We start from the raw sequence: 2,500 nt of genomic DNA on the forward strand, positions 1-2,500 counted from the left end.
ACCGTGAGGGAAAGGTGAAAAGAACCCTAAGTAAGGGAGTGAAATAGAACCTGAAACCGTACGCCTACAAGCGGTCGGAGCACATTTACTGTGTGACGGCGTGCCTTTTGCATAATGAGCCTACGAGTTACTGTTACTAGCAAGGTTAAGGATTTAAGGTCCGGAGCCGAAGCGAAAGCGAGTCTGAATAGGGCGACCATAGTTAGTAGTAGTAGACGCGAAACCGAGTGATCTACCCATGGGCAGGTTGAAGCTGTAGTAACATACAGTGGAGGACCGAACCAGTTGACGTTGAAAAGTCTTTGGATGACCTGTGGGTAGGGGTGAAAGGCCAATCAAACTCGGAAATAGCTCGTACTCCCCGAAATGCATTTAGGTGCAGCGTTGAGCGAAAATTTTATAGAGGTAGAGCTACTGATTGGATGCGGGGGCTTCACCGCCTACCAATTCCTGACAAACTCCGAATGCTATAAAATGTTACTCAGCAGTGAGGGCATGGGTGCTAAGGTCCATGTCCGAGAGGGAAAGAACCCAGACCATCAGCTAAGGTCCCCAAATATATGTTAAGTTGAACTAACGAGGTGAAACTGCTTAGACAGCTAGGATGTTGGCTTGGAAGCAGCCATTCATTTAAAGAGTGCGTAACAGCTCACTAGTCGAGCGGTTTTGCATGGATAATAATCGGGCATAAACATATTACCGAAGCTATGGATTTACGTTGAAAGACACGTAAGTGGTAGGGGAGCATTCTATTTGCGCCGAAGGTGTACTGTAAGGTATGCTGGAGCGGATAGAAAAGAAAATGTAGGCATAAGTAACGATAAAGGGGGCGAGAAACCCCCTCACCGAAAGACTAAGGTTTCCTCAGCGATGCTAATCAGCTGAGGGTTAGTCGGGTCCTAAGGCGAATCCGAAGGGAGTAGTCGATGGATAACAGGTTAATATTCCTGTACTTCTTATAATTGCGATGGGGTGACGGAGTATTGAAAGCACCGCGAACTGACGGAATAGTTCGTTGAAACATGTAGGTATTAGGACTGTAGGTAAATCCGCAGATCTAGCTGAAGTGTGATAGTACAACAAATCTTCGGATGCGTTGATAGTGTGCCTAAAAGCTTCCAAGAAAAACCTCTAAGCTTCAGATTATAAGAACCCGTACCGTAAACCGACACAGGTAGTTGGGATGAGAATTCTAAGGTGCTCGAGTGATTCATGGCTAAGGAACTAGGCAAAATCGACCCGTAACTTCGGGAGAAGGGTCGCCCATCTTCGGATGGGCCGCAGTGAAAAGGTCCAGGCGACTGTTTATCAAAAACACAGGGCTTTGCTAAATTGAAAGATGATGTATAAGGCCTGACACCTGCCCGGTGCTGGAAGGTTAAGTGGAGTTGTTAGCCTTTGGCGAAGCAATGAAATGAAGCCCCAGTAAACGGCGGCCGTAACTATAACGGTCCTAAGGTAGCGAAATTCCTTGTCGGGTAAGTTCCGACCTGCACGAATGGTGCAACGATCTGGACACTGTCTCAGCCATGAGCTCGGTGAAATTGTAGTATCGGTGAAGATGCCGATTACCCGCAGCGGGACGAAAAGACCCCGTGAACCTTTACTATAGCTTCGTATTGGTTTTGGATAAGTAATGTGTAGGATAGGTGGGAGACTATGAAGCGGCGTCGCTAGGCGTTGTGGAGTTGTCCTTGAAATACCACCCTTTGCTTATCTAGAGTCTAACTCAGCAATGAGAACAGTGCGTGGTGGGTAGTTTGACTGGGGTGGTCGCCTCCAAAAGGGTAACGGAGGCTTCTAAAGGTTCCCTCAGCACGTTTGGTAACCGTGCGTAGAGTGCAATGGCATAAGGGAGCTTGACTGAGAGACATACAGGTCGATCAGGTACGAAAGTAGAGCATAGTGATCCGGTGGTTCCGCATGGAAGGGCCATCGCTCAAAGGATAAAAGGTACTCCGGGGATAACAGGCTGATCTCCCCCAAGAGCTCACATCGACGGGGGGGTTTGGCACCTCGATGTCGGCTCGTCACATCCTGGGGCTGGAGAAGGTCCCAAGGGTTGGGCTGTTCGCCCATTAAAGTGGCACGCGAGCTGGGTTCAGAACGTCGTGAGACAGTTCGGTCTCTATCTGCTGTGGGCGTTAGAAATTTGAGTGGATTTGACTTTAGTACGAGAGGACCGAGTTGAACTAACCTCTGGTGTATCTGTTGTTCCGCCAGGAGCACTGCAGAGTAGCTACGTTGGGAAGGGATAAGCGCTGAAAGCATATAAGCGCGAAACCCACCACAAGATGAGATTTCTTTAAAGGGTCGTGGAAGATTACCACGTTGATAGGATACAGGTGTAAAGGCAGTAATGTCATAGCCGAGTATTACTAATAACCCATAGGCTTATGTATAGTTCCCGACCTTCGGGTCGGGACGCAAACTCTTTTGATAATTTACGATATGATTTTACTAATATGTTAACTTATACAGTTGCAATATACTGAACGAT

General features: G+C 47.7%; 1 rRNA gene (only partly in view). It reads left to right on the forward strand.

The features are described 5' to 3' along the window. Positions 1-2,402: ribosomal RNA gene (locus RRF68_RS11620) — 23S ribosomal RNA — on the forward strand (it extends 483 nt beyond the left edge of the window). The last annotated feature ends 98 nt before the right edge of the window (positions 2,403-2,500 follow it).

This window comes from Tenacibaculum sp. HL-MS23 (genome assembly GCF_032463465.1).
Taxonomy (GTDB): domain Bacteria; phylum Bacteroidota; class Bacteroidia; order Flavobacteriales; family Flavobacteriaceae; genus Polaribacter; species Polaribacter bernardetii.